The sequence below is a fragment of the Roseomonas fluvialis genome, assembly GCF_022846615.1.
In the GTDB taxonomy this organism is placed as follows: domain Bacteria; phylum Pseudomonadota; class Alphaproteobacteria; order Acetobacterales; family Acetobacteraceae; genus Neoroseomonas; species Neoroseomonas fluvialis.
This window is the reverse complement of the sequence record NZ_AP025637.1, coordinates 3586246-3611849: the sequence shown is the minus strand read 5'-3', so window position 1 is coordinate 3611849 and position 25604 is coordinate 3586246. Positions and strand designations below refer to the sequence as shown.

Below are 25604 nucleotides of genomic sequence, written 5' to 3'. Positions count from 1 at the left end.
TCCGGCCGCCAGGGACCCGGATGCCGTGCTGCGCACCACGGAGCCGGGGCGGCTCGCGTGGCGCGCCTCGGCGCTCGCGCTGGTGCTGGCCACCGTCCTGGTCGGCTTCGGCGTGCCGAAGGTGATCGGCGCGGCAACCGAGGCCGAGCGCTTGCGGGCCGCGGCGGCGAATGCCGACAAGCTGCTCGCCGCGCTGCTCGATGCCGAGACCGGCCAGCGCGGCTACCTGCTGACCGGCCAGGAGGCGTATCTCCTGCCCTATCACCGGGCCGAGGAACGTCTGACCCCCGCGGTGCAGGCGGTCGAGCACTCCCTCGCGCTGCGCCCGGTCGATGGCCCGTTGCGCCCCGTCCTGCAGGAGATGCTGGACGCCACGGCGCAGAAGCGATCTGAACTCGCCATCACCATCGACGCCTTCCGCGAAAGTGGCGCGACCGCCGCCGTCGCGCGTGTCCTGGCGGGCGACGGCAAGGCCGCGATGGACCGCGTGCGCGAAGCCGCCGCGGAAACCCATCGGATCGCGGACGAACGTGCCGAACAGCAGGCGGATGTCGCGCGGCGGCTGCTGATCGGCGGCGGGGCCGGGGTGGCGGCGTTGTTGTGCATCGCCTTCGCCGCCGGGATCGGCGCGCGGCGCGCGGCCCGCGCCGTGGAAGCCGAGGCGGATGCCCGCATCCGTGCCATCTACGACACCGCGCCGCTCGGCATCGCGATGCTGGACCCGCAACTGCGCTTCGTGATGGCGAACGGCGCGATGACGGCGATCGCCGGCGATCCCGCCGCCGATCCCACGGGCCGGCCGATCGCCCGATTCATGCCGCCGGCGCTGGTGCCGGGCCTGGCGGCGCTGCTTCGCGGGGCGCTGAAGCAGCCGAACACGCTGATCGATACCGTCGTCGACGAGGGGGGCGATGGGGCGCCGGGACGATCCTGGCTCGCGATGGCGCGCGCCGACCGCGAACCCGACGCGCCGCCGACGCTGATCCTGCTGATGCAGGACATCACCCATCGCCGCCGTGCCGAGGCCGAGCGCGCCATCCTCGTCCATGAACTGCAGCATCGCGTGAAGAACGTGATCGCGACGGTGCAGGGGATCGCGGTGCAGACATCCGCCGGCGCGCAGGGCGAGGATTTCCTCGATACCTTCGGCGCCAGGCTGCGCAGCCTGGCGCGCGCGCATGGCCTGCTGACCGAGGCGGCCTGGACCAGCGCGCCGCTCGATGCAGTGGTCGCGGTGGCGCTGGCGCCCTGGCAGGGCGGTGGTGCCAGCGGGATCGTGGTCGCGCCGCAGGCGGGCGAACCGCCGCTGCTCGCGCCCACCCAGGTGCTGAGCCTGAACTATGCGCTGCACGAACTCGCGACCAATGCGGCGAAGTACGGCGCGCTGTCGGTGCCGGGCGGCCGTGTCACGATCGACTGGCACCGGCAGGCCGGCGGGCGCGTGGTACTGCGCTGGGTCGAACGCGGCGGCCCACTGATCCATGTGCCGCCGCAGACCGAAGGCTTCGGCACCTACCTGGTCGACACGGCCTTCTCGACGGATAGCGTGCCCGGCGAGGTGATCCGCACCTTCGCGCGCGACGGGCTGGAAGCGACGCTCCGCTTCACGCCGGAGGGCACATGACGGCGGGCGCGCCGCGCGGCGCCGTCACGCTGATGGTCGATGGCCAGCCCGTGCGCGTCACCGGCGGGCCATTCGATTCCCTGCCGCCCGGCGCGCGCGGTCTGTGCCTTGAGCCGCGCGCCGCCCGCGTGGCCGAGGCCGAATGGCGCCTCGACGTGCCCGATTTCGGTGTGCCCGAGGACGCGGCGCTGCGTGACGTGCTGGGCGCGATGCTGGCGGCGATGCGCGCCGATCCCGGCGGCACCTATCATGTCGGGTGCCGCGCGGGGCTGGGGCGCACCGGCATGGCGCTCGCGTGCCTCGGCGCCATGACGGGGGTGGCCGATCCGCTCGGCTGGGTCAGGGCCACCTATCACGCCGGCGCGGTCGAGACACCCGGGCAGGAGGCGTTGGTCGCGCGGTTCGCGGCGCGCGGTGCGTAACCGTTTCGCTGGCGGGGGCGAAGCGCGGTATGGCAAACCACGCGCGTCGCGACACCTGCGTCCCGGGTGATCCGCCCATCCCCACGGAGAGACCGACCATGACCCGTCCGATCCGTCCATCTGTCCTGCGCGCCGGGGCCGTTGCCCTGGCTGCGGTTTTCGCCACTGCCACGCCCGCGCCGGCCCAGCCGGACCCCGAGACCATCGTCAATGCCTTCGAGGCGGCCCTCGGCCCGATCCGCACGCATCGGCCGAGCCACCCCAAGGGGGTCTGCGCCGCCGGGCATTTCACCGCCACACCCGACGGCACGCGCCTGTCGGTTGCCCCGGTGTTCAGCGGGCAGCGCAACAACGCGATCATCCGCTTCGGCGTGGCTGGCGCGAATCCAAATGCGTCCGACAGCGCCCGCGGCACGCGAGGCCTGTCGATCCGCTTCGAAAGCCCGACGGGCGACCTGTTCGAGATGGCGAACATCTCCGCCCCGGTGTTCGGCGCGGACAAGCCCGAGACGCTGGTGAACGGGCTTCTGTCGCGCGCCAACGACCCCGCGACGGGGCGCCCGAACCCCGAGCGCGCGGCGGCCTATGCGGCCTATGTCGCGGCGAACCCCACCGTGGGGAACCAGGGCCGCTACCTGGCCGCCAACAACCCGCCGGCGAGCTTCGCCACCACGCCATACTGGGGCGTGAACACCTTCCTGTTCCGCGGCCAGGACGGGCAGCAGCGGCCTGCGCGCTGGGTCTTCGAACCGCGCGCAGGGACCGAGCGCCTGACCGAGGCGCAGATGCAGTCGTTGGGCGCGAACTTCCTGGCCGACGAACTGCGCCGCCGCGTCGGCGCCGGACCGGTCGAATTCGACATGGTGCTGCAGTTCCCCGGCCAGGGGGACGACCTGCTGAACCCGACCGTGGCCTGGCCGGCGGACCGGCCGCGCACCGTGGTTGGGCGGCTGACCGTGACGTCGGTCGAGGCCGGCGCGGGCGGGCCCTGCGATCCGATCAGCTTCATGATCCTCGACCAGGCGCCGGGGATCGAAATGAGCGACGACCCGGTGCTGCAGGCGCGCGCGGCGGCCTATGCGGTGAGCCTGTCGCGGCGTACGCCGTGAACGGCGCCGTCAACTGATCGCGTAGAAGTCGACGATCTCCGCCGCGACCAGCCAGGCCAGGGCGCGCGCGCGGCGGGGTAGTCCGGCGGGCCGAGCCCGTTTGCCGCCAGCACGACCTCCATGCCGGTGAGCGTCCCGGGCAGGCAGCGCAGCAGGCAGTCGAGCCGCGGCGCGCGGCTGCCGGCGGCGGTGGCGTCCAGGCGCGGCCAGCGGATGCCAAGGCGGTCGGTGCCACGCTCGCGGAGTATGTCTGCGATGCGCGACCGGGCGGCCGCCCTGGTCGCGTTGGTCTCCATCGCGCCGCGCTACTTCCTGCGCGTCCCCACGATCACGCCGTCATTCTCCAGCGCGGCGATCTCGTCCGCGCTGAACCCCCGTGCGGCCAGCACGTCGCGCCCATGCTGGTTGAAGCGTGGCGGTGCCGTGCGGGCGCCGCCGGGCGTGCGCGACAGCTTGATCGGCGTGTTCAGGGCACGGAAATCGCCGATCTGCGCCACCATGTTGCGGTAGGCCGTGTGTTCGGCGGCCATCGCTTCATCGACATGCAGGACCGGGCCGGCCGGCAGGCCGGCGGCGAGCATGCGGCGCGTGAGGTCGTGCCCGTCCTCGTTCGCGAACCGCGCGTTCAACACCTCGGTCAGCGCGGCCTTGTTCACCACGCGCTCGCCGTTGGTGGCGAAGCGCGGGTCCTTCGCGACCTCGGGGATGCCGAGGAAGTCGCAGAACTTGCGGAAGGCCGGGTCGTTGCCGGCGGCGACGAAGATCTCGCAGGTCTTTGTCGTGAACTTCGAATAGGGCGCCAGGTTCGGATGCGGGTTGCCGGTCGCCTTGGGCCGCTTGCCGGACAGGAAGAAATTGGCGGCATGCGGATGCAGCAGCGCCATGCCGCAATCATGCAGCGTCATGTCGCAATACTGGCCCCGGCCCGATCGTTCGCGTTCGTGCAGCGCCATCAGGATGGCGATGGTGCTGAACAGGCCGGTGGCGATGTCCACGATCGGGTTGCCCAGGCGCGTGGGCCCGGAATCCTCGGTGCCGTTGATGGACATGAGGCCGACCATGGCCTGCAGCACCGCGTCGTAGCCGGGGAAGCCGCCGAGCGGGCCCTCGCCGCCGAAGCCCGAGACGCGGCAATGGATCAGGCGGGGGAACTTCTTCGACAGCACCGCCTCGTAGCCCAGGCCCCATTTCTCCATGGACCCGGGCTTGAAGTTCTCGACCAACACATCGGCCCCTTCGAGAAGGCGCAGCAGCACCTCGCGCCCCGCTGGCTTCGACAGGTCCAGGCCCACGCTCCGCTTGTTGCGGTTCACGCCGACGAAATAGGACGCATCGCCATCGCTGTTGAAGGGCGGGCCCCAGTCGCGGACCTCGTCGCCCTGCGGGGGTTCGAGCTTGATCACCTCGGCCCCGTGGTCGGACAACACCATGGTGCAGTACGGCCCGCCGAGCACGCGGGTGAGGTCCACCACGCGCAGCCCCGCCAGCGCGCCGGGCGAAAGCGCCGTGCCGGCGCCGAGTGCAGCGGTGTCGTCCATGTCCCGGTTTCCTCCGATCGCGGCCCGGAAGATGCGCGACCAGGGCCGGTTTGTCGAACCTTCCGCGCGCCCGACGCGACGGAGCCCGGTGTGCGTCGCCACGGCCGGATGCCGCTGCCGCGAGCCACGCCGACAGCGCGCGTCGTTCAGGCTCCGAGCAGGATGGAGGCGCCGAGCATCGCCATCAGCGCCCCGGCCACGGCGCCGAACAGCAACGGCATCGGCGTACCGGGCTGCATCGCCTCCGGATGGCCAGGCGGGTGGCTGAGCCGGACGACCTGGCCGGCCTTCACGCGCCCGCGCGCGGCGGGGACATGCAGGCGCAGCAGCCGCTCGGTGCCGTCGGTGGCCGTGACCGCGATCTCGGTCAGCCCGCCATGGTCGCGCGGGTCGGGCGCGGTGCGCACCACGCCGTCCACCACCACCCAGTCACGCCGTGCGCGCCACAGCGCCAGGCACACTGCCATCACCGCCAGGCTGGCCGGCAGCACCAGCCAGGTGACGAGCGCATCGAGCCCCGGGTCGTTCATGCCGCTGCGGCGCGGCGCCCCCAGACGCGGGCGCAGAATTCGGGATAGGTCTCGACCATCTCGTCACAGACGCGCCCGCGCAGCAGCGCGAGTTCGGCCTCGGTCGGGTCGGGCGTGGCGGGGATCTCGGCTTCGGCGTCGAAGGCGAAACCGGTGGCCTCGCGCACGCTGTCCACCGTCTCGCCCGGATGCAGGGAGGCGAGCGAGAAGCGTGCGCGATCGGGGTGGAAGCGGAACACGCAGCGCCCGGTGACCAGTGCCTGCGCGGTGCCGCGGCGGAACACGCCCGGCGCGCTCACGCCAGGCGCGGAGATGTTGTCCACCCGGTCCACCAGCACGCGCGGGGAATGTTCCTCGCGGAACAGGATGGTGCGCGGGGTCATGAAGTACATGAAGGCGGAGCCGAAGGACCCGGGGAAGCGCACGCCTGTCCCCGGCCAGTCCCCGGTGCCGACCAAGTTCAGGTTCGCCTGCCCATCGATCTGCCCGCCGCCCAGGAAGAACAGGTCGATCCGCCCCTGGCCGGTCAGGTCGAACAATTCGCGCGTGCCCTCGGTGAAGGGATTGCCGGATCGCTTGTGCAGCAGGGATAGCCGCACGTCGTGGCCCATCAGCTTGACCAGCCAGCAGGCGGCCGCCGGCATGGGCGATGCGGCACCCACCGCGATGTGACGCGCGGGCGGTGCGGCGGGGTCGAGGATGAGGCGCGCGAGAGCGGCGACGATGCGTTCCTCCGGCGCGATCATGCGGCGACGGCCTTGGGGGCGAACACCTCGCGGTCGAGCCAGGCGCGGAAGCCGTCATCGGTTTTCGCGGCGCGGGCATAGTCCGCCACGTAGGCCGCATCGAAGCCGTATTCGTCGAGCAGCGCGACCGGATGCGCGCCGCGCTGCGCCACCGCCACGGCATCGATGTAGGTGGCGTTGATGGCACCGGCGGCGAGGCGCTCGTCTTCCAGGAAATTGCCCTCCACCACGCGCTCGACCGTGACCAGCGCCGCCTTCGACGCATGGGCGATGGTGGCGCATTCGCGCCGGCGGCCGAGCCACACATTGCCCGCGCTGTCCGCCATGGCTGCGTGGAAGATCGCGAAGTCTGGCTGCTTCGCCGGCAGCAGCACGATGGGGTCCGCGCCATCTTCCGCGAAGGGGTTGGGCATCACCTTCCAGTCCGGCCGGTTGGCCAGGATGTCGCTGCCGATCAGCCCGCGCAGGGGCATGAAGGGCACGCCCTTCTCGGCCGCCTGCAGCATGGTGTGGATGGCCGGGCAGGTGGCGTCGCGCACCACGATGCGCCCGGCCTTCAGCGCGGCGGAAAACCGCGGCGCGAAGCCGGCCTCGCCGAGGCTGACGGCGGAAGTCTCGACCTCCGCCACGCAGCCCGCGCCGATCAGGATGTCGGTCGCGAAGCCTGATACCGGCACGCCGAGCAGCCGCAGCCCGCGCGCCCGGCGGCGGATCAGCGCCTTGGCGATGGCGACCGACGGCAGCGAATTGTCCGGCGGGATCGCCACCAGTGCGCCATCGGGTATGCGCGCGGCAAGGGCATCGGCGGATGGCAGCAGCATGGGACGGGTCCTCCGGGGGCCGACCCTACGCCGGGCGGGCCGGGCGGGCCAGTGCGCAGCGCCCCGCCAGTGCGTCAGAACAGGTCCTGCTCCAGCAGCCTGAAGCCCTTGCCGGAGTTGAAGGTCGGCACGTCGCCTTCCCCGATCGCCAGCAGCCGCAGCGTGTCGGCGACATCGATCGTGGCGTTGTTATCCACGTCCTCGAACAGATAGACGCCGACCTGAGCCTCGTTGGCGCCGCCGATCACCAGGATGATCCGCTCGCCGATCGTGCCAGCGCCCATCCGCGCGCCCACCGCGTTGCGCACGGCAGTGAGCGAGCCGACGGCATTGCCGGCGATCTCGCTGCTGGTGGACAGGACGCTGGCGCCCCAGCCGAACGTGACGTCCGCCCCGGCGTACAGGAGCAGGTGATGCCGCCACTCAGCCCGAGCGCCTGCCACTCCGCTGCAATAGTCGTTGCCGTCGACGTCGGTGTTGAGGACCGTGCCGGCGGTCGAGTTGGTGACCACGCCGTTGATGTCGCCGGTCCCGTCGAATTCGCTGACGATGACCGCATAGGAGTCCGCGCTGCCGCCTCCGCCAAGGGTGATCCGGTCGCCACCATCGCCGCCGACCACCGTGTCGCCGGCGGTCAGGCCCTCAATGGTGTCGGCGCCTCTGCCCGCGATGATCAGGTCGGCGCCGGTGCGGCCTTGGTACTGGATCGTGCCGGTGCCCCGGCCATCCACCACGATGTCGTCGGATCCGTTCGCGTCCACGACAACCGAGCTGCGTCCGCTTTGGCTGACCAGGTCGGAGGCCAGGCGTACCGCCGCGCCGCCGGCGCCGTTGAGGACGAAGCGGTCGATCACTGCAATACCGTCGACGGCCGCGGCCCCCGGCATGGCCGCCTGCACCGAGATGATGTCGATGCCCGTGCCGATGCCGCCCCGGATGGTGTCGGTGCCGACCAGCTGGCCTGCCTAGGTAACCTCGAAGACATCGCCGACGCCGTTGTCGCCGCCGGACAGGCTGTCGGCTGCAGCTGCTGCGAGCAGAAACCCGGCCGTGATCCTGGACTCCCACCCTGCGCGGCAGGCGTGCCGCTTTGCATGCAATCCCGCAACGACCGTTCCATGTCCCGCCCTGGGGCCGGGTCGTGGGGTGTGACCCGTCTCACTCTGCGCCCCGGCGTGCCCGCGCTAGGCTGCCCGGCCCATGACACCGCGGACGCTGTTCAGCCCCCGACTGGCCCTGCGCCCTTGGCGCCCGGAGGACCTCGAGCCCCTGTTCGCCATCAACGGCGATCCCGACAGCATGCGCCACTTCCCCGCGCCCATGACCCGTGCGGAAAGCGATGCCTGGGCCGAACGCATGCAGACCCACATGGAGGCCCATGGCTGGGGCTTCTGGGTCGTCGAGGAACGCGGCGGCGCGCCCTTCGTGGGTGTGGTCGGGCTGATGACCGTTCCCTGGGAGGCGCGCTTCACCCCCGCGGTCGAGATCGGCTGGCGTATCACCCCGGGCTTCCGCTTCCGCGGCTACGCCGAGGAAGCGGCGCGCGCCGCACTCGACTTCGCGTTCGGCGAATTGCACCTGCCCGAGGTCGTGTCCTTCACGGTGCCGGGCAATGAGGGTTCGTGGCGGCTCATGGAACGGCTCGGCATGCGGGCGGATGGCACCTTCGAGCACCCGCGCCTGCCGCCGGGGCATCCGCTGCGCCAGCACCTGCTCTATCGGCTGGCCGCCCCGCCCGGCGGGTGAAGCGCTGCAGCGCCGCGATGATGCTCGACCTGCATTCTGCATGCGCTAGTCTGGGGTCCACCCGACCGCCCATGAGCAGGAGGTTTCCATGATCCGCACCCCGATCCGCCTGGCCGCCGCAGCGCTGGCGCTCGGGTTGGCCGCAGCACCCGCGATGGCCTCCTCGGTCTCCACCGCCTGGGCGCAGCTGCCATCCAACAACCAGGAGGAATGCCTGGCGATCGGCAGCCGCGCGGTCGAAGGGGCCGGTTTTCGCGCCAGCATCTCGCAGGACCGGCAGACCATTTTCGGCTGGCGCGGGGAGGAGGCACTGACGGTGCGCTGCATCTCCGGCCACCGCATCGCGGTGGTCTTCGCCTGGGTCACCGACCAGGCGAATGACAGCGGCCCTCTGGTGGAGGCCGTGACCGCCGCCTTCCGCAACCGCGGCGTGGCGGGCGGAGGCAATTTCGGCGGCGGCGGCAACCTGGGCGGGGGCAATCTGGGGCCGGGCGGCAACCTCGGCCCCGGCGGCAATCTCGGTGGTGGCGGCGGCGGGGTCGTGAAGCGCTGAGTGTCTGTCTAAGACTGCGCCTGTCGGCGCAATCTTGAAGTCCGGCACCGGCCCGCACCCCCACCCGACCACCCATCCCAGCATACTGATGTGGGTGGCCGGGTGGGGTGCGGGCCGGTGCCGGACTCGTCAAGCAGGCGTTGAGCGCGCCGGTCGCGACGCCGCTGCGTCGCGCCGACTGACGCCCGGCACCCGCGCGTGCCGCCGGCGGGCATCCGGCGCCGGGACTGCCTCGGCCGCCGGCAACCCGCAGGGCCTGCCCGCGCGTGCGGCAGACTGTTCGGCCATGCTGCGCAGCGCTTGGGCGTCCCTGCGTGGCGGCACGATCGCGCCACGCCTTTCCCCTTGTTCGCGCCGGTCGACGTGGCACATGTGCCGGATGCGCCGCATCGCCGCCGCCATCGCCACCGTTACGCTCTGCGCGGCTGCGCCGGCACCGCCGCCTGGCGCGGGAACCGGCTGGCACGAAGGCGGGTGGTCGGGCGTCCCGCGCGCACGCCTGACACCGGTGGGCGAGGATGGCGCTACCATATCCTCTCGTGGACAGGGCGGCTTCCTATGGCGCTTCGAACGGCGGCCTGCAGAATGCCTGTCCTGGCGCTGGCGCGTGGATCACGGGCCGCCACCTACGCGGCTCGACCGCCGCGGCGGAGATGACCGGGCCATCTCGGTCACCATCGGTTTCGCCGGCTGGCCCGAACGCGCCAGCGCCTGGCAGCGCACCCAGCACGCCGTGGCGCAGGCCAATGCCGGCGGGCGCCCGCTGCCGCGCGCCGCGCTGGTGTTCGTTTGGGGCGGCACCGGGCAGGAACCGCGCGGCTTCGAAAGCCCCTACATGGCGGGGCTCGGCCGTGTGTTCGTGCTGCGCACGGCGCAGGCCGCGCAGGGCGTATGGAAGGAAGAACGCGTGAACCTGCCCGCGCTGTGGCGCGAGACCTTCGGCGGCCAAGTGCCGCCGGTCGAGAAGATCGCGATCGCGGTCGATTCCGACGATACCGGCACCCGCGTCGAGGCCCGCATCGACGCGATCCGCTTCGTGCCTTGCCCGCGCCCGTCGTGACCGCCATGACCTTTGCCAGCCGCGCCGCCGCCACCACGATGGCGGCCGCATCAGGAACCTCCGCATGACCGTGACCAAACAGGAATTCCGCGACGCCATGGCCCGGCTGGGGGCAGCGGTGAACATCGTGACCACCGACGGCCCCGCCGGGCTGGGTGGCCTGACTGTGAGCGCGGTGTGTTCGGTCAGCGACGATCCGCCGACGCTGCTGGTCTGCCTCAATCGCGGCAGCCCGCAGAACCGCCTGTTCAAGGACAATGGCGTGCTCTGCGTGAACACCCTGGCACCGGGGCAGGAGGCGCTGTCGGGCCGCTTCGCCGGGCGCAGCGCCGAGGCCGACATGGCCGAGCGCTTCTCGCACGCCACCTGGGGCATCATGGAGACCGGCGCGCCGAGCCTCGATGGCGCGACCGTCGCCTTCGACTGCCGCATCGCCGAAGTGGTCGAGCGCGGCACTCATTCCGTCCTGCTCTGCGAGGTGCAGGCGGTGCGCGAGGGGGCGGCGCTGCGCGGGCTGATCTGGTTCAGCCGCGACTACCACGCGATCGGCGCCGCGTGATGTCAACGCGCGAGCGACCCGGATGGCGCACACGCTGCGCACGCAGCACCCATGCCGAGGTCGCAAAGGCGCCGTAAACGGATTGCAGACTATGCTTCGCCGAATCGCGCCGCAGGAGCAGCCCGGATGACCGAAGTGAGAGTGGAACTGCCCGACGAGCTGGCCGAGGAGATCGCTCGCCGCGCCGCGGCCCTCGGCACCACCGCCGAGGAATGGGTGGCCGCCGTGGTGCAGGACCTCGCCGCCGACCTGCCCGAGGATACCAGCGACGGGCCGGACGGCTTCATCGCCCGCTGAGGTGGCCCGCGCGCCGGCGGTGCCGCGGGCGCGCTACCATTCCCCGTAGAACACCCCGGCCGCCTTGTGGCGGTCGGTCCGCAGTTCGGCCTCCGCCCAGGTCAGCGTCGTGCGACGCTTGAGGCCGGCAAACCAGGCCAGCAACCGCGCGCGCATCGCCTCGCGCACGCCCTCGAGCGACGGGTCGGCGCCCAGGTCGTGGAATTCCTGCGGGTCAGCCGCCAGGTCGAACAGCATCGGCCGGAACCCATCGGTCCAGTGCACGTATTTCCAGCGGTCCGTGCGCACCATCCACGCGTGATGCTGGCCCGTGCGCAGCCCGAGGCGCCGCCGCGCCCCGCGGAAGGTCCAGTCCAACTCGCTGAACACCGCGTCACGCCAGGCCGGCGCGCCGCCGCGCGTGAGCGGCAGCAGGGACCGGCCCTCCATCAGGTGCTCCGCCGGATCAAGGCCGAGCGCGTCCAGGATGGTCGGCACCACGTCGATCGCCTCCACCAGGCGATCATCGACGGTGCCGCGCGTGGCATCGGCATCGCGCGACGGATCCGCCACGATCATCGGCACACGTTGGATGCAGTCGTGGAACAGTTCCTTCTCGCCGAGCCAATGGTCGCCAAGGTAGTCTCCATGGTCGGAGGTGAACACGACCAGCGTGTCGTCCCACCGCCCGAGCCGTTCCAGCGCCGCCCAGACGCGGCCCAGATGATGGTCCAGCTGCGCGATCAGCCCCTGGTAGGCCGGGCGCACCGTCGCGATGCAATCATCGTCCTGGAAGGAACGTGCGACTTCCTCGGCCTGGAATTCGCGCAGCACCGGATGCGCGGCATTGCCCCGTTCGGCCGGGTCGCGCGCCACCGGCAGGCACTGATCCGGTGCATACATGGCGTGGTAGGGCGCCGGCGCGATATAGGGCCAGTGCGGCTTCACGTAGGACAGGTGCAGCACCCATGGCGTGTCGCCCTGCGCCTCCATGAAGGCGATGGCGCGGTCGGTCGTGTAGGCGGTCTCGCTGTGCTCCTCGCGGACGCGGGCGGGCAGGCGGGCGTGGCGCATCTTCCAGCCATTGCGCGTGGCGCCCGTCTCGTCCGTCACGGCGATGACGTAGTCGGTCCAGGGGTCGGCACTGTCGTAGCCGTTGGCGCGCAGGTAGTCGGCGTAGGCGCTGTCGGTTTCGGCGTGATGCCCGTCATGGCGGTCGACCAGGATGAACCAGCCCTCACGCAGCAGCACCGCCAGTTCGTCCTGGCCATCGAGCAGCAGCCGCTTCATGCCGCGCGCATCGGGCAGCATGTGAGTCTTGCCGGCGACGGTGAGCGTCCGCCCGCTTTCGCGCAGGTGCCAGCCCAGCGTGACCTCGCCGACCGACAGCGGCACGCGGTTGTGGGTCGCGCCATGCGAGGAGACGTAGCGCCCGGTATAGGCGCTCATGCGCGACGGGCCGCAGATGCCGGACTGCACATAGGCCTGGCCGAACCGCACCCCGCGCGCCGCCAGCGCGTCGATGTTGGGCGTGCGCAGGAAGGGGTGCCCGGCGCAGCCCAGGTGGTCCCAGCGGAGCTGGTCGCACATGATGTAGAGCACGTTGCGGATGGTCATGTGGGGTCCTGCTGCGCGGTCGCGCGGGCACCCTAGACCAACATCGGTCCGGCGGCGGAGCCGGCTTCATGCGCCGGGATGCCCGCAACCCGTCGGCCGCGGGCGCCACGTTGCGCGGCGGCACTGCGGCCGCCGCGCAGCCGGCCCCGTCGAGCTTCGCGAACTGCGCCAGCACCAGCGTGGCGCGCAGCTGCGGCGACGAGGCTGCCTGGCGGGGAGCCGGCCTTCGACGCGTTGAGAATGAGCGGACTGCCCGCCGCCAAGGCCTCCGGCCGCGTTGCCATCGGCAGAGTATGGACGCGCCCGCCGCCGAAGCCGCCATCGCCCGAGAAGCCCGACATCGCCGTCTCCTTCGTCCGTCCTCGGGGTCCACGCGGTCGGCGCTCAGGCCGGGAAGCCCGCCAGCACCAGGTGTTCGCCGAAACGCTGCCGGATGGCTGCGTCCCGGTACGGCAGGCGCGGGAGAATATGCGAGACGCGGTAGCCGGGCTTCATCTCTCGCACGCGTCGCGCCAGGTGGTGGGCCTCGGCCAGGCGCCCGATCGCAGCGAGCGAGGCCGCCGTCACGTTGAGGTTCGAGGTGTAGTTCGGGTTGGCCCGCTCGGCGCTGATGCCCCACTTCGCCGCGGCATCGAACTCACCCGCCGCGTAGTGCGCGATCGACAGAAAATGCTGGTAGCGGAAGAGAAATGGGTCCTCGGGCGACAGTGACATGGCTCGCTCGGCGCGGCGGATCGCCTCCCGGCTGTCGCCGAGGTAGGCGAAGGTCGGCGCCGTCCACATCAGCGCCTCGGCATCGTTGGGCGCGGCCGCCAGCGCGCGGTTGAACAGCACCAGCGCATCGTCGTGCCGCCGCCGCAGGATCGTGTGATTGTGCCCGAGCATGGCGAGCGCGCGCGGCTGCGCCCCATCGCGATCGAGCGCATCGGCCAGCGCCTGCTCCAGGGCCAGGGTCTCGGCCTCGCGGTCCTCGGCCCAGCCCTGGCCGATGCGCAGCCCGTGCCAGGCCGCGCGTTCGGCCCGCACGGCGGCCGAAGCGGGGTCGCGCGCCTGCGCCAGCGCCAGCAGCAGCCCCGCCTCATGGAAGGCGGTGTGGGTCATGCGGAACATCACCTGTCGCGCCTCGAGCAGCAGGTGATAGGCGCTCTGTTCGGCAGGGCGGGCGCGGCGGGCGAGGGTCAGCTCGACCGTGTGCACGCGCGGCGCCAGCGTATTGGCGATGACCGCGGCGATGCGGTCCTGCGCGTCGAAGCCGTCGGTGTCGTCGATATCGAAGGGCCGCTGCCACAGCACCGCGGCGCTGCGCGCATCTGCCAGCTCCACCGTCAGGCGCAGCCTGCTGCCCGCGCGCCGCAGCGAGCCGCTCGCGACATAGCCCGCCCCCAGCCGCGCCCCGATGGTGCGCGGGTCGGTCTCGGACTGCGCGAGCTGTGCGGTGGTATTGGCCGAGATCACCACCGGTTCGCGCAAGGCGGCGAGCGCACCGACCACCCCTTCGAGCACGCCCTGGCCGAAGGTCGCGAGACCGCTGTCCGGCGCCTCCTGGCGGAACGGCATGACCGCGACGACGGGCACGCCAACAGCGGCGGCCATGGCGGGGATGGCGGGCGCGGGCTCGGTCGCGGACGCCATCTCCGCGCATTCCAGCACGTAGCCGCGCTTGGGGATGGTGCGCAGCATGCCGGCATCGGACCCGAGCGCGCGGCGCAGTTCGACCACGCATTGGGTGATGCTGTCGTCGGTCACGTGCAGGTCGCGCCAGACCTCGTCCAGGATCTCGGTGCGCAGCACCAGCCGGCCGGCGCGGCGCACCAGAAGCTGCAGCAGTTCGAGCGTCTTCGGCCGCAGCGTCGTGGCCGTGCCGTCGGCCGCGCGCAGCACGCCGCGCTCGGCGTCCAACAGCGCGCCGCCGAGCAAAGTGCCGGTTGCGGAGAGGGCCATGGGGCGTTCCAAGGTCAGCGTCCGACGTGCCGCCATACAGTAACTGGTGCGCTGCAACATCCGCCAGCGCGGTGACGCAGGTCACTCCCGCAGGCGCTCCCGGCCAGGTTTCGGACAGGCTTCGGATGCGTTTCGGGACGCTGCTGTATCGACACTGAAAGGTTCCGCCAGCCCGACCAGTCGGGCGCGTGATGCGGAGCCAGTGCCATGCGGTTCGTCCTTCCCGCCCTTTTCCTGGCCGCGCTCGGCGCGCCGGCGCCCAATGCCACGGCGCAGCCGCAGGTCTTCGCGGCCGGCCTGCCGGGCGGGCTGCTCGCCAGCGTGACCCTGCCGGGCCCGGCGGCGCCCCTGGTCGTGCTGCTGCCCGATGCGACCGGCGAACTCGGCCGCAGCGAGCCCTATGTCGACGCATTGTCGCGCCGTGGCCTTGCGAGCCTGGTGCTGGGTATCGAGGACCAGGGCGAGGGCAGCCGCCCATCCACCCGCCCGCCACCCGGCACCGACGCGCTGGAAGCAGCGCGCGAATGGGCCGAGAGCCAGATCCAGCTGTCCGGCAGCCGGATCGCCGTGATCGGATTCGGTGCCGGCGCTCGGGTGGCGATGACGGTGATCGACGCGCCCGTGGTGGCCCTCGACCCGGGCTGCGGCGGCCTCGCGCTGCCGGACCTGCGGCGGCGCACGCTGCTGGTGCATGGACTCGCTGCGCCTGATGCGGCCGCGTGCGCGGCGCTCGACGGTGCGCGGGGCGTCGAACGCCTGCCGCTGCCCGGCATCGGGCATGGCTGGGACGTGCCGGTGGTGGCGGCCCCTGGCGGCGCGCTGCTGCCCGACCCGTCCGGCAACGGGCGGCGGCGCGCCACCCCTGACCCGATCGCCACCGCCGCGGTGGCCGAGGTGGTGGCCGACTGGATCGTGGCCGCCCTGCTCGGCACCGCGCCGTGAGCCGGCGCAAGGCGGGCGCGGCGCGGCGGCGCGGGCATGTCCTGGCTGGCTGGCGCGTGGTGACCGGTGCGTTCCTCGTGGTGCTGGCCGGCTTCGGCGCGATATACTCCTACGCCGCGTTCAACGACGAGATTGCCGCGGCCTTCGAGGCAGACATGGTGTCCGTCTCCGTCGTCTATGCCCTGAGCGGAGGAACCTGTTTCCTGGTCAGCGCGGTCAGTGGGCCGCTTGCCGACCGGATCGGGCCGCGGGTTCCTGCGCTTGCGGGCATGGTGCTGGTCAGCATCGGGCTGCTGGTGGCGGCCTCCGCGCGGTCCTTGGTCGAGATCCATGCCGGCTACGGGCTGCTGATCGGGCTTGGCACCGGCTTCGCCTATGTGCCCGCCATGGCGGCCGTGCAGCGCTGCTTCGATGCGTATCGCGGCCTGGCCTCCGGCATCGCCGCCAGCGGCATCGGCGTGGGCACCGCGCTGGTGCCGCCGGCCGCCGAGGCGCTGCTCGCCGCCTTCGACTGGCGCACCAGCTTCGTCGTGTTTGCCGGCTTTGTGGCCTGCACCGGCATCCTGGGCGCGCTGCTGTTGCAATCCGGTGGACCGCGGCCTGCCCCGCGCGAGCCGGTCGTGCTGCTACCCGATGTGGTGCGCAGCCGTGCGTTCGCTCGTGCCTGGGCCGGCACGCTGCTGGTGTCGATTCCGGCGACGCTGCCGCATGCGCTGCTGGTGGGCACTGCGCGCGACCTTGGCATCGGGCGGGGCGAAGCGCTGGCGCTGCTGGGGCTGATCGGCCTCGGCACGATTGCCGGTCGCTTCCTGATCGCGGTGGTGGCGGACGGGATTGGGCGGCGCGCCACTTTCCTTGCCTGCTGCATCGGCATGGCCGCCAGCATGCTGGGCTGGGCGCTGGCGGAGACGGAACCCGCGCTGCAGGCTTTCGCGCTGACCTTTGGCGCGCTGCAGGGCGGCTTCGTGGCGCTGCTGCCGGCCTATGGCGCCGACAGCTTCGGCGCGCGGTCGGTCGGCGCGGTGCTCGGGGTGCTGTACACGAGCCGTGGCGCGTCGCTGCTGCTGGCACCGCCGCTGCTGGTCGCCGGCATCGCATGGCTCGGGCCGACGCTGCCGCTGGTCGTCGTCGCGCTGCTGGGCCTGGCCGGGACGGTGCTGCTGGCGCGCGTGTCGCGTACCACGGACGACCCGCCCTTCGGGCAGGTGAAGCCACCGCCCGGCATCGCGTCGTTGCCGGCCCGGCGCCCCGTCGCCGTGCCCGCGCTGATGGCGCTGCTGTTGCTGGCCGTGCCGGCTCGGGGCGAGGTCACGACGATGGATCTTCTCTGGGCAACACCTGCCCTTGAGCCCGGCGAGGCGGTGCCCTGTTCGCGGCTGCTGGTGCTGAACCTGCCGCGTGACTGGCAGGCGGGCGATGCGGCCGTCATCCTGGCCGGGCCGCAGGGTGCCGGCGGCGATGTGCTGGCCGTGCTGATCGCACAACAGACCGCGGTGCTCGAACTGCCGGATGGGCGCGGCGGCGGGATCGGCCCATGTGCGGCCGCGCCGGTCGTGCCGGGTGCGCAGGTACTGGGCGCACTGGCGGCGCTGCGGCACGAGGCCGGGGCCGGCGTGGTGGTCGCGATCGGCCTCGGGCCGGAGGCGGCGCGCGTCCTCGACGCCTTGGACGAGGCACGGGCGGCGCGGCTGCTGGGCGCGACCGGGCCGCGCCTCGCGGCCGCTGCGGTGATCTACCCCGGCGGGCCGGCCGCCTTCCGGGCGGGCGCGCCACCGCCACCCGCGGAAGCCTGGCCGTCCCGCGCGCCGCATCTGTGCGAGACCCTCGCGCGCTTTGCCGCGCCTGGGGGCCTGCCGGCGTGCCTTGCGGCTTTGCTCGGCGCGTCGCGGGAAACACGGCCGGCGCCAGGCGTTCTGAACGCAGAAGGCCCCGGGGTTTCCCCCGGGGCCTTCCCATCGCATGGCCGGCAGCCGGCCCGCGAAGCCCTTGGTGACCTGCAGGCATCGCCCGCGCCACCGCCCCATTAGGGCTGGTGGTCAGGCGCCCGCAGTGATCCGGGCCACGGGCGCGACGGCCCGATTGAAGCGATGAGACACCGGATCACCTCCTTTCGGTTGTTGACGCCGCGATGCTGCACGGCAGCACCGCGCCGGTGCAACAGGAATCACGAGATCTCGGCGTAGGACCCGTTGCGCCATACGTAGAACACGTAGTCCGGCGTGGTGACGTCGCCCTTCGCGTCGAAGGAGATCGGCCCCAGCACCGACTGCCACGGCCCGTCCGCCTTCAGCACCGCGGCGAGGCGCCGCGCATCCGTCGTGTTCGCCTTGGCCGCCGCGGCCGCGAAGATCTGGATCGCGGCGTAGGTGTAGAGCACGTAGCCCTCGGGATCGACGTTGCGCGCGCGGAAGCGGGCGACAACCTCGGCTGCGGTCGGGCGCCGGCGCGGGTCGGAGCTGAAGGTCATCAATGTGCCTTCGCCGGCCGCGCCGCTGATCTGCCAGAACTCGTTCGTCACCAGCGCGTCGCCGCCGATGAGCGTTACGTTCATCCCCTGCTCCTTGGCCTGGCGGATGATCAGCCCGCCTTCCGTGTGGTAGCCGCCGAGGTATATGACATCGATGTTGGCCGCCTTCATGCGCGACACCAGCGCGTTGTAGTCGCGCTCGCCCGGGGTGTAGGCCGCGTACATCGCCTCGGTCATGCCGCCCGCGTTCAACGCCTTCTTGGTCTCGTCCGCCAGGCCCTTTCCGTAGGCGGAGTTGTCATGGAGGATCGCGACGCGCCGCTGGCGCATGTTCTGCAGGATGTAGCGTCCGGCCACCTGGCCCTGCTGGTCGTCGCGCCCGCAGACCCGGAAGGTGTTCCACTTGCCTTCGTCGGTGAAGCGCGGATTGGTCGAGGCTGGCGACATCTGCAGCACGCCTTCCTCGGCATAGACATCGCGCGCCGGGATCGACGAGCCGGAGCAGAAATGCCCGGCGATGAAGCTGACGCGCCGCCCGGCCAGCTGGTTGGCGACCGAGACCGCCTGGCGCGGGTCGCAGGCATCGTCGCCCACTTCCAGCGCGAGCTGCCGGCCGAGCACGCCGCCCGCGCCGTTGATGTCGGTCACGGCCTGGGTGGCACCTTCGCGCATCTGGGTGCCAAAGGCGGCGTATTGCCCGGTCATGGGCCCGGCGGTGGCGATGCGGATGGGCCCCGCGGCCCCCTGTGCCAAGGCGTCGCGTCCGATGGCCAGCGTGCCGAGGCCCGCACCCAGCACCAGCCTGCGTGTCGTGAGCATGTCCCTGTCCTTCTTGCCAGATCCGGCCGCCCGATGCGCCACGATGGCGCGGGCGTGGCCATGGGCGGCAGCCTACGGGAGCGCAGGCCGGCTTGCCCAGCGTGACCTTGCGCACGTTTCGGGCGGGGGTTGCTCTGGCAGGATGCACGCGGCGCTGTTACGCTGTCCCGATACAGTCCCCCTGGGAGTATTTTTGATGCGCTCCACCCTGCATCGTTCCGTGGCCAGCATCACAGCGGCCGTCATGCTGGCCGGCTGCGTGTCCACGCAGGCCGGACGGATCGGTGTGGATGACGGGCGCGACGCCTGCCGCGCCTTCGTGGTGCAGCTCGATAGCACCGGGGATTTCTACGGCGAGGATATCCTGCGCGGGGCAGCGGTCGGTGGCGTGACCGGGGCGATCGCGGGCGGGGGCATCGCGGCTGCGACAGGGCGGCGCGGCTCCGACATCCTGGTCGGGGCGGCGATCGGCGCGCTGGCGGGTGCGGCGATCGGCGGCACCGCGGGCTACCTGCAGGCGCGCCAGCGCCAGGTGCAGGACCAGGGCGCGCTGGTGCAAGCGGTGGGCGGCGACCTGCGCAACGAGAACCGGCAGCTGGAAGCCACTCAGCTCGCCTTCAACCAGCTGGTCGATTGCCGCGTGAACACCGCCAACCGCATCCGCGCCGACGTGCGCTCGGGCCGCATGTCGCGAGACCAGGGCATGGCGCTGATGACCTACCAGCGCGACCTGATGCGCCGGGACGTGGCGCTGGCGCGCAGCATCAACGAAAAGATCGGCACCCGCGGCGGCGAATTCGACACCGCGATCGAGACCATCGCGCCGGGCACCAAGGGCACGGTGCAGGCGCGCCGGACCGCCACGCCGCAGCCGACCTCGGCGCGCGTCTCGGCGCCCATCCGCATCCGCCCGGACGGCGGCGCCGCGCAGATCGGCCAGTTGGCTCCCAATGAGCGCGTCACGGTGCGCCCGGCCGAAGGCAATTTCGCGCAGGTTGAGACGTCGTCGGGCGTGGTCGGCTTCGTGCCGGCCAGCGCGGTGGGCGTGCGCGGCCTGGGCAGCCCGACGGCGGGCGTCGGCGGCCGTGGCCAGGAGGGCGAATTCCGCCAGCTGGCGGCCACCAACATCGCCCGGCGCGACAATTTCAGCGAGAGCGTGCAGAACGCCGACCGCCTGGCGCAGGGCCAGGGCTTCGAACTCTCGCCGGCCTGAGGCAGGGCCGCGTTTGCCCCGTCTGACCGAGCAGCGACGCCCGGGGCGCCGGCCAGGATCCTGGCTCGGCGCCCTTTGCCTTGCGCTCGGTCTGGCGGTGCTGCCGGCCACACCGGCGCATGTTCAGGCGGTGGCCGAACCGCCGCAGCAGCCCTTCCTGTTGATCGATGCCGGGGCGCATATCGCCTCGGTCGGGCGGCTTGCGATCGACGCGGCGGGATCGGTGCTCGCCACCGTGTCCGACGACAAGACCCTGCGGCTGTGGAACCTGCCGGACGGCACGCCGGGGCTGACCATCCGCCCGCCCATGGGGCCGGGGCCGGAGGGCGAACTCTATGCCGTCGCGATGGCGCCCGATGGCGCGCGCGTGGCCGCCGGCGGCTTCACCGCGCCATCCTGGGACGGGCGCTTCGCCGTCTATATCTTCGATGCCCGCACCGGCCGCCTGTTCGCGCGGCTGCCCGGCCTCGCCGCGCCGGTGCAGCACCTGGCCTATTCGCCGGATGGCACGCGCCTGGCGGCGGCGCTGGGCGGGCGCGCCGGCATCAAGGTCTGGGACGCGCGCAACGGCCGGCTGCTGTTCGAGGACACGTCCTTCACCGCGCCGGTGCGCATGGTGGCCTTCGACGCGCAGGGGCGGCTGGCGTCCAGCTCCGCCGACGGGTCGGTGCGCATCCATGCGCCGGACGGGCGGCGGATCGCGCAGCGCACGCCGGTGCAGGGCGCGCGCGCCTATGGCATCGCCTTCTCGCCCGATGGTGCGTTGGTCGCGGTGGGCTTCGAGGACCGGCTGCGGGTCGAAGTACTGGCCACCGCCGACCTGCGCACGGTCTTCGTGCCCGATGTCGCGGGCCTGGCGGGCGAGGGCCTGCCCGCCGTCGCCTGGGCGCATGACGGGCGCGGCGGCGTGCAGCTGCACGCGGCTGGCTATGCCCGGCACAACCGCGCCCCCGCGCCCGGCGTGGCACAGCCGACGCGCAACGCGCCGCCGGCCGTGGGGTCCTCGGGCTCGAGCCAGGGCGGCCGCGGCCTGACGGTGCGCGAACAGCAGCCCGCACCGACGCCTGCCCCGGCCCCCGCCGCCGTCGCACCGCCCGAGACGCGGCGCGAATTCGTGATCCGCCGCTGGGGGGATTTCGGGCATGGCAGCTTCACCGACATCCCGGCCTCGCGCGATGCGATTTCCCACCTGCTGCCGCTGCCCCAGGGCGGGCTGGTCTATGCGGCGGCCGATCCGGGATGGGGGCGGTTGGCACCCGACGGCACGGTGGCGACCGCGCCGCGCCCGCCCGGCGGGGATTTCCGCAATACCGGCGTGACGCTCGCGCTGTCGGCGGATGGCACGCAGGTGCGCTTCACGCTGCGTGCCGGCGGCGCGCCGCTGGTCTTCGACCCGCTGACCGGCAACCTGTCCGCCTGGGGTGGCGAGGCCGGCTTCTACGCCGCGCGCACCGAGACGCCACGCATCCGCGTGCTGGACTGGCAGAATTCGAACCGCCCGCGGCTGGGCAACGTGCCGTTGCGCCTCGGGGAAGGGGAATTCGCGCGTAGCCTCGCGATCCTGGTGCGCGAGGACGGCTTCCTGCTCGGCACCGACAACCACCTGCGGCTGTTCGATGCGCAGGGACGGCTGGTCGATTCCGTACCGACTCCGGGCGCGGTGTGGGGCGTGAGCGTGGCGGGCGACATGGGTGTCGCCGCACTCGGCGACGGCACCATCCGCTGGTACCGGTTCGAGGCCGGGGCGCTGCGCGAACAGGCGGCGCTGTTCGTCCATGCCGAGACGCTGCGCTGGGTGCTCTGGACGCCCGAGGGCCTGTTCGACCACGCGCCCAATGGCGGGCAGGAACTGGTCGGCGTTCACCTGAACGGGCGCCGCAACGAGACGCCGGAATGGGCATCCTTCCAGCAGGCCTATCGCGCCCTGTATGCGCCGCGCGCGGTGCGCGGGAAGATCGCGGGCGACTTCGCACCGGCCGCGGAACGCCTGGCCCAGCTGGGCGAAGTACGCCAGCGGATCGGGCGGCTGCCTTCGCTGGCCGGCGGTTCACTCTGTGCCGTGGTGGGCAGCGAATGCCGCAGCATCGCCTGGGATGCGCGCGCCCTGCCCGAGGGTGCCACCGCGCTGCGCATGGCCTTTACCGCGACCGATCGCGGGCTCGGCTTCGGGCCGCTCGATGTCCTGGTGAACGACCGCATCGCCGCGCGCGCCGAACCCGCGGTGGGCGAGGCGAGTGTCGAGGTGCCGCTCGATGCCGGGACCAACCGCGTCGCCACGCGGCTATACGCGAGCGACGGCGCGCTGTTCGCCGAGGGGCCGGCGATGGTGCTGCGCCGGCCAGGCGAGCCGGAGGCGCCGCCGGGCGCTGGCCGCCTTGTGGTGCTGGCGATCGGCGTGAATGAATACGCGCAGGCCGACCTGAACCTGCGCTTCGCGGCGCCCGATGCGCGCGCCGTGGGCGATGCGATGCGCAGCGCGGGGGCGGGCCTGTTCCGCGACACCGACATCCGAATCCTGCCCAATGACCGCGCGACGCGGCGCGGCGTGCTGGATGCGCTGGCCGCCGCGGCACGCGACACCGCGCCGGCGGATACCTTCATCCTGTACATCGCCGGCCACGGCATCGTCGCGCAACCGGGCAACCGCTTCCTGTTCCTGCCGGCCGACGTGCGGGACACGTCGTCCATGACCGTGCTGCGCCAGCAGGGGCTCGATGACGCGACGCTGGTCGCGGCGCTGGCGCGTATCCGCGCGCGCGACGCCTTCATCATGATCGACACCTGCTACGCCGGGCAGATCGACATCGACCAGCTGGCGGCGATCGGCAATGACACCGGTCGGTTCCTGCTCGCGGCGTCGTCCTCCGTGCAGGAAGCGCTGGATTCCTATGACGACCGCAACGGCGTGTTTGCCTATGCGCTCATGGAAGGGCTGCGCGGGCGCGCGGCGGTGGATGCCGAAGGGCGCGTGACGGCGCTCGCACTCGGCGAATGGGTGATGCGCCGCGTGCCGCAGTTGGCGCGCGAGAAGGGGCATCAGCAGAACGCGGTGTTCCGCGCGGCGCAGCGGGATTTGCGATCCTTCCCGCTGGCGGTCGTGCAGCGGTAGCGCTCAGCGCAGGATCATCGGCGCCAGCACGGGCGCCATCAGCATCTCGAACTCCAGGTTCGTCGCGCTGACGATGTTCTCGACGATACGACCGTCGCGCAGCCGGGCCACATGCGTCTCGTCAAATAGGATGACGCGGTTGGTCGCCGCCACGCCGAAGAAGTCCGCGGCGTGACGCTGGCGGGAGTGGAAGCGCGTCACCACCCGCGTACCATCCGCCGAGGCGAACTGGTCGATGATGCGCACCGGTTCCTCCGCCGGGAAGGCGGCGACAAAGGCCTGGATGATCCCCTTGTACTCCGCGAGCCCGTCGATCGGCCCCATCGGCTTGAGCCCGGTGATGCCTTGGATGCGCGGGTCGGCGGTGACATCGGCGGCGGCGAGGTCGGCGCGGCCGAGGAAGTCCTCGACGAAGCGGCGTACGGTGCCCAGCGGGTCGGTCATCGGGGGTCTCCTCGGTTCGTCAGCCGCGAAAGATGATCTCGGCGCGGAAGGCGCCCGGCGGATCGCGGTGCAGGTCGAAAAACGCCTCGGCGATGCGGTCCGGATCGAAGCTGGTGCCGGGTGCGACGGTGCCTGCCACCGTGACCATGCCGGCATGGATGCCCTGCGGCGCGAGTTCGGCGTGCAGCACCTGCGCGAGACTGCGCAGCCCTGCCTTTCCGATGGCGAGCGACGCCGCCGGCAACCACCCGGTGGGGTCCAACGCGAGCCCACCGCCCGTGAAGATCAGGCTGCCGGCGCCGCGCTCACGCATCCCCGGCAGGACCGCCTGCACGGCGGCCAGCGCGCCCGCGACGTTCACCCCGAAATCCGTGGCGAGTTCGGCTGGGTCCAACGCTGACGGTGCCGCGACCATGGTCGCGCGATAGGCGTTGTAGACCAGCACATCCGCGCCGCCCCCGAGTGCGCCGGCGAGCCCCGTGGGATCGCCCGCATCCGCCGCGGCCAGCGTGACACCGGGCGAGGCAAGGGCGGCATGCCGCGCCGGATCGCGCGCCAGGCCGAGCACGGCGAAGCCGTCCCGCGCGAAGCGGCGCGCGATCGCCGCGCCGAGGCCCGGGCCGAAGCCCACGATCATGCAGCGAGGCTGCCGGTCGGTTGCGTTCATGCCGTCCGATAAGGGCGGTGCGGCGCATTTGTTCAAATCGATAGGCTTGGCATCGGCTATCATTCGCAGTGATGCGGCTGGCCGATTTCGACCTCAATCTCCTGCTGGCCTTCGAGGCGCTGCTCGCGGAACGCAGCGTCACGCTGGCGTCGCGGCGGCTGGGCATCGGGCAGCCGGCGGCGAGTGCTGCCCTGGCGCGGCTGCGCGGGCTGCTCCACGACCCGCTGTTCCTGCGCGGACCCGAGGGCATGCGCCCGACGCCCCGCGCGCTCGAACTCGCGCCTGGCATCGCCGCGGCGCTGGCCGAACTGCGCCGCACGCTCGAACCCGTGGCGCGCTTCGACCCGGCCGTTGCCACGCGCCGCTTCGCGCTGGCCAGCACGGACTACACCTCGCTGGTGCTGCTTCCGACCGTGGCGGCGGCGATCGGCCGGGCGGCGCCGGGCGTGGATTTGCAGGTGGTCGGCTATGCCAAGGACGACGTACCCGCCCTGCTCGCGCGCGGGGCGCTCGATGCCGCGCTCGGCGTGTTCCCCGAACCGCCCGGTGCGGCCGTCATGACGCCGCTGTTTGCCGAGGCCTTCGTCGGCGTCGCCCGGGTGGGCCACCCGGCGCTGGTGGATGGCGCAGTGGCGCTGCCGGCGTTCTGCGCGGCCTCCCATGTGCTGGTGACGACGCGGCGCGACCGCACCGGGGAGGTCGATGCGGCCCTGTCGGCGCGGGGCCTGGTGCGTCGCGTGGCACTGACCGTGCCGCATATGCTCGCGCTGCTCGGCGTGGTCGCGGAGTCCGACCTGGTCGGCGCGGTGCCGATGCGCGTGGCGGCGCGGCTGGCGCGCCCGATGGGCCTCGCGGTCTTCACCTTGCCGGTTGCGGTCGCAACCTGGCGCGTGACCATGCTCTGGCCCGCGGCCGCGCGGGAGGACCAGGGTGCAGCCTGGCTGCGCGGTGTGGTTCGCGAGGCGGCATCGCGGATCGATGCCGCGATGCCGGGTCAATCCGGCGGCGTCGCCACGCAGCCAGGTCCACGCCGGGTGAAGGACGCCACGCGCGCGGCGCGGATCTCGAAGGTCACCGAACACGGCGGCGGCAGCGCGACGACCGGATAGGCGGCACCGATCCCCACGCCCGAGCCGAAGCCGCCGCGCCAGCCGAAGCCGCCGACGCCCAGGCCAAGCACCGGCGCCGGCGTGGGTGCCGCGGTCCCGAGCCGTTCGTATTGCAGGAAGCGACGCCCGTCGGGCGTTGTGAAGTCGCCATCGGGCACGCCGAGCGCCTGCACCAGGTCGCCTTCGGTGACGCCGACGAAGCCCTGCATACGGGCGTCGAAGCCGGCCGGGGTGGCGCACGCCGCGAGGGTGAGGGCGACGAGCAGGGAGAGGGCGCGCATGCAAAGGATGT

General features: G+C 72.3%; 24 protein-coding genes. 13 read left to right on the top strand and 11 right to left on the bottom strand.

Features of this window, described 5'->3' with window-relative positions; translation table 11 throughout:
• The first annotated feature begins 25 nt into the window (after nt 1–25).
• The 3 genes from MWM08_RS17445 to MWM08_RS17435 all read left to right on the top strand — a co-directional run bounded on the left by MWM08_RS17445 (nt 26) and on the right by MWM08_RS17435 (nt 3155).
• Nucleotides 26–1624 (top strand): sensor histidine kinase, encoded by a 1599-nt coding sequence (locus tag MWM08_RS17445; protein ID WP_244407774.1) that lies wholly within the window; start codon nt 26–28, stop codon nt 1622–1624.
• Nucleotides 1621–2046, top strand: coding sequence for a protein-tyrosine phosphatase family protein (locus MWM08_RS17440; RefSeq protein WP_244407773.1), 426 nt, complete (start codon nt 1621–1623; stop codon nt 2044–2046). Before MWM08_RS17445 ends, MWM08_RS17440 begins: the two co-directional genes overlap by 4 nt.
• Nucleotides 2047–2144: 98 nt before the next feature.
• A complete protein-coding gene (locus MWM08_RS17435; RefSeq protein WP_244407772.1) occupies nt 2145–3155 on the top strand; it encodes a catalase family peroxidase in 1011 nt (336 codons plus the stop codon).
• 305 nt (nt 3156–3460) lie between these two features.
• Here MWM08_RS17435 and MWM08_RS17430 read toward each other — a convergent pair whose 3' ends face one another.
• The 5 genes from MWM08_RS17430 to MWM08_RS17410 form a co-directional block, all read right to left on the bottom strand.
• Nucleotides 3461–4693: a CaiB/BaiF CoA transferase family protein gene (locus tag MWM08_RS17430; RefSeq protein ID WP_244407771.1), complete on the bottom strand. Its 1233-nt coding sequence runs from the start codon at nt 4691–4693 to the stop codon at nt 3461–3463.
• A gap of 146 nt (nt 4694–4839) precedes the next feature.
• Nucleotides 4840–5223 (bottom strand): DUF3592 domain-containing protein, encoded by a 384-nt coding sequence (locus MWM08_RS17425; RefSeq protein ID WP_244407770.1) that lies wholly within the window; start codon nt 5221–5223, stop codon nt 4840–4842.
• Nucleotides 5220–5969: a CoA-transferase gene (locus MWM08_RS17420; RefSeq protein ID WP_244407769.1), complete on the bottom strand. Its 750-nt coding sequence runs from the start codon at nt 5967–5969 to the stop codon at nt 5220–5222. Before MWM08_RS17420 ends, MWM08_RS17425 begins: the two co-directional genes overlap by 4 nt.
• A complete protein-coding gene (locus MWM08_RS17415) occupies nt 5966–6790 on the bottom strand; it encodes a CoA transferase subunit A (RefSeq protein ID WP_244407768.1) in 825 nt (274 codons plus the stop codon). The genes MWM08_RS17420 and MWM08_RS17415 overlap by 4 nt, the downstream gene beginning before the upstream one ends.
• A gap of 74 nt (nt 6791–6864) precedes the next feature.
• Nucleotides 6865–7689 (bottom strand): hypothetical protein, encoded by an 825-nt coding sequence (locus tag MWM08_RS17410; protein ID WP_244407767.1) that lies wholly within the window; start codon nt 7687–7689, stop codon nt 6865–6867.
• Between the two features lie 301 nt (nt 7690–7990).
• Between MWM08_RS17410 and MWM08_RS17405 the strand changes: the two genes are divergently transcribed.
• The 5 genes from MWM08_RS17405 (at nt 7991) to MWM08_RS17385 (ending at nt 11005) form a co-directional block, all read left to right on the top strand.
• On the top strand, nt 7991–8536 hold the full coding sequence (locus tag MWM08_RS17405) for a GNAT family N-acetyltransferase (RefSeq protein WP_244407766.1): 546 nt from the start codon (nt 7991–7993) through the stop codon (nt 8534–8536).
• Between the two features lie 88 nt (nt 8537–8624).
• Entirely contained in the window at nt 8625–9089 is a 465-nt protein-coding gene (locus tag MWM08_RS17400; protein WP_244407765.1) for a hypothetical protein, read from the top strand.
• Nucleotides 9090–9468: 379 nt separating this feature from the next.
• On the top strand, nt 9469–10149 hold the full coding sequence (locus MWM08_RS17395) for a DUF3047 domain-containing protein (RefSeq protein ID WP_244407764.1): 681 nt from the start codon (nt 9469–9471) through the stop codon (nt 10147–10149).
• 64 nt (nt 10150–10213) lie between these two features.
• Nucleotides 10214–10708, top strand: coding sequence for a flavin reductase (locus MWM08_RS17390; RefSeq protein WP_244407763.1), 495 nt, complete (start codon nt 10214–10216; stop codon nt 10706–10708).
• A 126-nt stretch (nt 10709–10834) separates the two neighbouring features.
• Nucleotides 10835–11005, top strand: a complete 171-nt coding sequence (locus tag MWM08_RS17385) for a hypothetical protein (protein WP_244407762.1) — start codon at nt 10835–10837, stop codon at nt 11003–11005.
• A gap of 33 nt (nt 11006–11038) precedes the next feature.
• Here the strand turns inward: MWM08_RS17385 and MWM08_RS17380 are convergent, their stop codons facing one another.
• Together MWM08_RS17380 and MWM08_RS17375 are read right to left on the bottom strand one after the other, a co-directional pair.
• Nucleotides 11039–12601 (bottom strand): sulfatase-like hydrolase/transferase, encoded by a 1563-nt coding sequence (locus tag MWM08_RS17380; protein WP_244407761.1) that lies wholly within the window; start codon nt 12599–12601, stop codon nt 11039–11041.
• Nucleotides 12602–12985: 384 nt separating this feature from the next.
• Complete coding sequence (locus MWM08_RS17375) at nt 12986–14542, bottom strand: winged helix-turn-helix domain-containing protein (protein WP_244407760.1); 1557 nt, start codon at nt 14540–14542, stop codon at nt 12986–12988.
• A 207-nt stretch (nt 14543–14749) separates the two neighbouring features.
• Here MWM08_RS17375 and MWM08_RS17370 point away from each other — a divergent pair, with 207 nt between their 5' ends.
• On the top strand, nt 14750–15484 hold the full coding sequence (locus MWM08_RS17370) for a dienelactone hydrolase family protein (protein WP_244407759.1): 735 nt from the start codon (nt 14750–14752) through the stop codon (nt 15482–15484).
• Nucleotides 15481–17511 (top strand): MFS transporter, encoded by a 2031-nt coding sequence (locus tag MWM08_RS17365; RefSeq protein ID WP_244407758.1) that lies wholly within the window; start codon nt 15481–15483, stop codon nt 17509–17511. Before MWM08_RS17370 ends, MWM08_RS17365 begins: the two co-directional genes overlap by 4 nt.
• Nucleotides 17512–17648: 137 nt before the next feature.
• Here the strand turns inward: MWM08_RS17365 and MWM08_RS17360 are convergent, their stop codons facing one another.
• On the bottom strand, nt 17649–18770 hold the full coding sequence (locus MWM08_RS17360; protein ID WP_244407757.1) for a branched-chain amino acid ABC transporter substrate-binding protein: 1122 nt from the start codon (nt 18768–18770) through the stop codon (nt 17649–17651).
• A 220-nt stretch (nt 18771–18990) separates the two neighbouring features.
• On the opposite strand from MWM08_RS17360, the gene MWM08_RS17355 reads away from it, so the two are divergent.
• Nucleotides 18991–19983 (top strand): SH3 domain-containing protein, encoded by a 993-nt coding sequence (locus MWM08_RS17355; protein WP_244460065.1) that lies wholly within the window; start codon nt 18991–18993, stop codon nt 19981–19983.
• 130 nt (nt 19984–20113) lie between these two features.
• Nucleotides 20114–23092: a caspase family protein gene (locus MWM08_RS17350; RefSeq protein ID WP_244407756.1), complete on the top strand. Its 2979-nt coding sequence runs from the start codon at nt 20114–20116 to the stop codon at nt 23090–23092.
• A gap of 3 nt (nt 23093–23095) precedes the next feature.
• On the opposite strand, the gene MWM08_RS17345 is transcribed toward MWM08_RS17350, so the two are convergent.
• Both MWM08_RS17345 and MWM08_RS17340 read right to left on the bottom strand, forming a co-directional pair.
• Nucleotides 23096–23536, bottom strand: a complete 441-nt coding sequence (locus MWM08_RS17345) for an ester cyclase (RefSeq protein ID WP_244407755.1) — start codon at nt 23534–23536, stop codon at nt 23096–23098.
• A gap of 19 nt (nt 23537–23555) precedes the next feature.
• Entirely contained in the window at nt 23556–24203 is a 648-nt protein-coding gene (locus MWM08_RS17340; protein ID WP_244407754.1) for an SDR family oxidoreductase, read from the bottom strand.
• A gap of 71 nt (nt 24204–24274) precedes the next feature.
• On the opposite strand from MWM08_RS17340, the gene MWM08_RS17335 reads away from it, so the two are divergent.
• Nucleotides 24275–25312, top strand: coding sequence for a LysR substrate-binding domain-containing protein (locus MWM08_RS17335; protein ID WP_244407753.1), 1038 nt, complete (start codon nt 24275–24277; stop codon nt 25310–25312).
• Here the strand turns inward: MWM08_RS17335 and MWM08_RS17330 are convergent.
• Nucleotides 25198–25593, bottom strand: a complete 396-nt coding sequence (locus tag MWM08_RS17330; protein WP_244407752.1) for a hypothetical protein — start codon at nt 25591–25593, stop codon at nt 25198–25200. The two genes, MWM08_RS17335 and MWM08_RS17330, sit on opposite strands and share 115 nt — an antisense overlap.
• Nucleotides 25594–25604 lie beyond the last annotated feature (11 nt).